The sequence below is a fragment of the Streptomyces sp. NPDC048483 genome (genome assembly GCF_040651455.1).
GTDB lineage: Bacteria > Actinomycetota > Actinomycetes > Streptomycetales > Streptomycetaceae > Streptomyces.
Genome location: NZ_JBEZJZ010000220.1, coordinates 1 through 4,559, shown reverse-complemented (window position 1 = coordinate 4,559; position 4,559 = coordinate 1). Strand labels below are relative to the sequence as shown.

Sequence of the window (4,559 nt, the reverse complement as noted above, 5' to 3'; positions counted from 1 at the left end):
ACCGCACCATGCCCCAGCAACTGCGCAAACGCCGACGGAACAGCACTGATCAACGTGCCCTCCCAACGGCCCTGCGGCCGCTCCGCCAGCGCCAGCAGATCCCGCACCACCTCCACAGCACCGCCACACAACAGCGTCCCGAACATCTCAAACGCCGAGACATCAAAGTTCAGCGACGTGGCAGCAAGCACCCTGCGCAGCCGCTCCGGACCAATCTCCGCAGCCGCCCACGCAGCCAGATCCACCACATTCTCGTGCGGGACAACCACACCCTTGGGACGACCCGTCGAACCCGAGGTATAGATGACATACGCCGGATGACGCGGAAGCAGCGGCCGCCTGCGCCCAGCGTCCCCGGGATCCCCCTCCGACCGGCCCGCCAACAACCGCCCGGTCTCCGGATCGTCAAGAACCAGACACGGCAGATCCGCACCCGTCTCCGGCAGACCGGCCGCCACCTCACGCGTGGTCACAAGCAACGAAGGACGGGCATCACCCAGCATGAAACCGATACGGTCCGCCGGATAACCGGGATCGACAGGCATATACGCCGCACCGGACTTGAGCACCGCAAACAGCGCCACCAACATCTCCGCCGAACGCGGCACCGCCAACGCCACAAACCGCTCCGGCTCCGCACCACGCTCAATCAGCAGATGCGCCAGACGGTTGGCACGCCGGTTCAGTTCGCCATAACTCAGCTCAACGCCGTCACACACAACCGCAGTCGCATCAGGAGTACGCCCGACCTGCCACTCGAACGCCTCAGCCAGCGTGAGGTGCGCAATCTCCGCGGAAGTCTCGTTCCAGGCGGTGAGCACCTGGTGCCGTTCCTCGGCGGTGAGGACCTCCGCCTCGCCGATGGCCAGGTCCAGGTCGGCGGCCAGCTGGGCCAGCAGCCGCCGGAACCGGTCGGCCATCAGCGCGACCGTCTCGCGCTCGAAGAGGTCGGTGCTGTACTGCAGGACGCCTTCCAGGCCCTGTGGGCTGCCGTCCGCGCCGGTCCGCTCGACGAACTCGGCGGCCAGGTCGAACTTGGCGACGGCGCTGCCCACCGGCGCCGGCCGGGCGTCCAGCTCCGGCAGCTCCAGGGTCGCCTCGGGCGTGTTCTGGAGGGCCAGCATGACCTGGAAGAGCGGATGGCGGGACAGCGACCGCTCGGGGTTGAGGACCTCCACCAGCCGCTCGAACGGCACCTCCTGGTGTGCATAGGCGGCCAGGTCGGTGGCCCGCACCCGCTCCAGCAGCTGCCGGAAGGTCGGCGAGCCGGCGGTGTCGGTGCGCAGGACCAGGGTGTTGACGAAGAAGCCGACCAGATCGTCCAGCGCCTCGTCGGTACGTCCGGCGATCGGCGAGCCGATCGGGATGTCCGTGCCCGCGCCCAGCCGGGTCAGCAGGGCGGCCAGGGCGGCCTGGAGGACCATGAAGAGGCTGGTACCGGTCTCCCGGGCCACGGCCAGCAGCCGCTGGTGCAGCGCGGCGTCCAGCCCGAGGTCGACGGTCGCACCGCGGTAGCTCTGCACCTGCGGGCGCGGGCCGGCGCAGGGCAGCTCCAGCTGTTCCGGCAGCTCGGCCAACTGATCGGCCCAGTAGGCGAGTTGGCGGCCCATTGGGGAGTTGGGGTCGTCCTCGTCGCCGAGCACCTCGTGCTGCCACAGGGTGTAGTCGGCGTACTGCACCGGCAGCGGCGCCCAGTCGGGCGCACCGCCCGCGCACCGCGCCGCATAGGCCCGGGACAGATCGGTGGCCAGTGCGGAGAAGGACCAGCCGTCGCCCGCGATGTGGTGCAGCAGCAGCAACAGCACATGCTCTTCTTCGCCGAGGCGGAAGAGGGTGGTGCGCAGCTGCGGTTCGGTGACGAGGTCGAAGGCGTAACCGGCCGCCTCCGCCATGGCCGTGTGCAGCCCGGCCTCGTCGGTGGCGACGACCCGCAGTTCGGGCCGGGCGCTCTCCGCGGTGCGGATCTCCTGGCGCGGCACCCCGGCGGTGTCCGGGAAGACGGTGCGCAGCGACTCGTGCCGTGCGACGAGGTCGGCGAGCGCCCCGGCCAGGGCCTGCCGGTCCAGAGGCCCGGTCAGTCGCAGGCCGAGAGGGATGTTGTAGGTGGCGCTGGGTCCTTCGAGCCGGCCCAGGAACCACAGACGCCGCTGGGCGTACGACAGCGGGATGAGCTCCGGGCGCTGCCGGCGGGCCAGCGCGGCGCGGGCACCGTGGGCGCTGCCGAGTTCGCGGACGAGCCCGGCGACGGTGGGCTGCTCGAAGAGGCTGCGGATGGACAGCTCCACGCCGAGCGCCGAGCGGATACGGCTCACCAGCCGGGTGGCCAGCAGGGAGTGGCCGCCCAGGTCGAAGAAGCCGTCGTCGACGCCCACCTGCGGCAGGCCCAGCACCTCGGCGAACAGACCGCACAGGATCTCTTCCTGCGGGGTGCGCGGACCGCGTCCGCCGCCGGCGAGTGCGCCGAGATCGGGCTCGGGCAGCGCGGACCGGTCCAGCTTGCCGTTGGGTGTGAGCGGCAGCGCGTCGAGGACGACAAAGGCGGCGGGGACCATGTAGTCCGGCACCGCGCCCTCGACATGACGGCGCAGCGCAGGCGCATCGACGCCGTCGGCGGAGCCGGTGGGCACCGCATACGCCACCAGCCGCTTGTCGCCGGGCCGGTCCTCGCGGACGACGACCGCGGCCTGGGCGACCTGCTCATGCGCGGCGAGCTGCGATTCGATCTCGCCGAGCTCGATCCGGAAGCCGCGCAGCTTGACCTGGTGGTCGACGCGGCCGAGGTAGTCCAGCGCACCGTCGGCGGTCCAGCGCACCAGGTCGCCGGTGCGGTACATCCGGGCACCGGGCTCACCGTAGGGGCAGGCAACGAACCGCTCTGCGGTCATGCCGGGCCGGTTCAGATAGCCACGGGCCAGTCCCGCACCGGCGATGTACAGCTCACCGGGCACACCGGCCGGCACCGGCCGCAGACCGTCGTCCAGGACATAGGCACGGGTGTTGTCGATGGGCCGGCCGAGGGAGGAGGTCTCCGGCCAGTCGGCCACATCGGCCGGCAGCGTCCAGGCGGTCACCACATGGGTCTCGGTGGGCCCGTAGTGGTTGTGCAGCCGCAGCCGCGGGTTGCGGCGGTGGGCGGCACGGACCTGCTCGCTGAGCACCAGGGCCTCACCGGCCTGGGCGATATCGGTGAGTACGGGCAGCTCGCGGCCCTGCTCCACGACGGCCTCGCAGACCGCCTCGACCATGAGGTTGGGCGCGTACAGCTCGCTCACCCACTGGTCGGTGAGCCAGCGCACAAACTCGCCCGGGTTGCGCCGGGTCTCGTCGTCGGGGACGACCAGGCAGTTCCCGCCGGTGAGGGCGGAGAGGATCTCCTGCGCACAGACGTCGAAGCTGATCGCGGTGAACTGTGCGATCCGCCCGCTGCCGTCGGCCGGCAGCGCCGAGGCGTGCCAGGTCAGCAGGTTGACCAGGGCTCCGGCGGGCATGGCCACGCCCTTGGGGCGGCCGGTGGAGCCCGAGGTGTAGATGACATACGCCGGGTGCGCCGGGTGCAGCGGTGCGGTGCGCTCGGCGTCGGCGAGGTCCGCGTCGGACAGGTCCGCCAGCGCGCGGACGGTGTCCTCGGCGTCCAGCAGCAGACACGGCGCGCCGTCGGCGGCCGGGGCCACGTCAGCGGTGGTGATCACCAGCGCGGGTGCGGCGTCGCTCAGCATGTACGCGATCCGCTCGGCCGGGTACTCGGGGTCGACCGGCAGATAAGCGGCGCCGGTCTTCAGCACGGCCAGCAGCGCCACGATCAGCTCGGCGGAACGCGGCAGCAGCAGCGCAACGGTCCGCTCGGGCCCGGCGCCACGGGCGGTCAGCAGCCGCGCCAGGCGGTTGGCGCGGCGGCCGAGCTCCCGATACGACAGCTCGGTGCCGTCGAAGACCACGGCCGGGGCGTTGGGGGTGCGCCGGGCGTGCTCCTCGACCAGCGCCGGGAGGGTGGCCGTGCGCCGCGGCCGGTCGGTGGCGTTCCACGTGGTCAGCACGGTGGTGCGCTCATCGGCGGAGAGGATCTCGGCCGAGCCGATCGGGGCGTCCGGCGCGGCCGTCGCCGCGGTCAGCAGCCGCTCCAGGCGGACGAGCAGCGCCTGGACGGTCGCGCGGTCGAACAGCTCGGTGCTGTACTCGACCACACCGCGCAGCCCCGCCGGGGCACCGTCCTCGTCCTGCTGCTCCCGCAGGCTGACCATCAGGTCGAAGCGCGAGGTGGTGGTCTCCAGAGGCTGCGGCTCGGCCCGCAGACCATGCAGGTCCACGACCGACTCGGGCGTGTTCTGGAGGGCGAGCATGACCTGGAAGAGCGGGTGCCGGGAGAGGGAACGGGTGGGGTTGAGGACCTCCACCAGCCGCTCGAACGGCACCTCCTGATGCGCGTACGCCGCCAGGTCGGTGTCCCGCACCCGCTCCACCAGTTCGCGGAACGACGGATCACCGGAGGTGTCGGTACGCAGCACCAGCGTGTTGACGAAGAAGCCGACCAGATCATCCAGCGCCTCGTCCGTACGACCCGC

At 71.5% G+C, this 4,559-nt stretch carries 1 protein-coding gene; it reads right to left on the bottom strand.

The genetic code is table 11. The features are described from left to right. On the bottom strand, positions 1-4,559 hold a 4,559-nt coding region (locus AB0D04_RS42200), incomplete at both ends, for an amino acid adenylation domain-containing protein (RefSeq protein ID WP_362712748.1).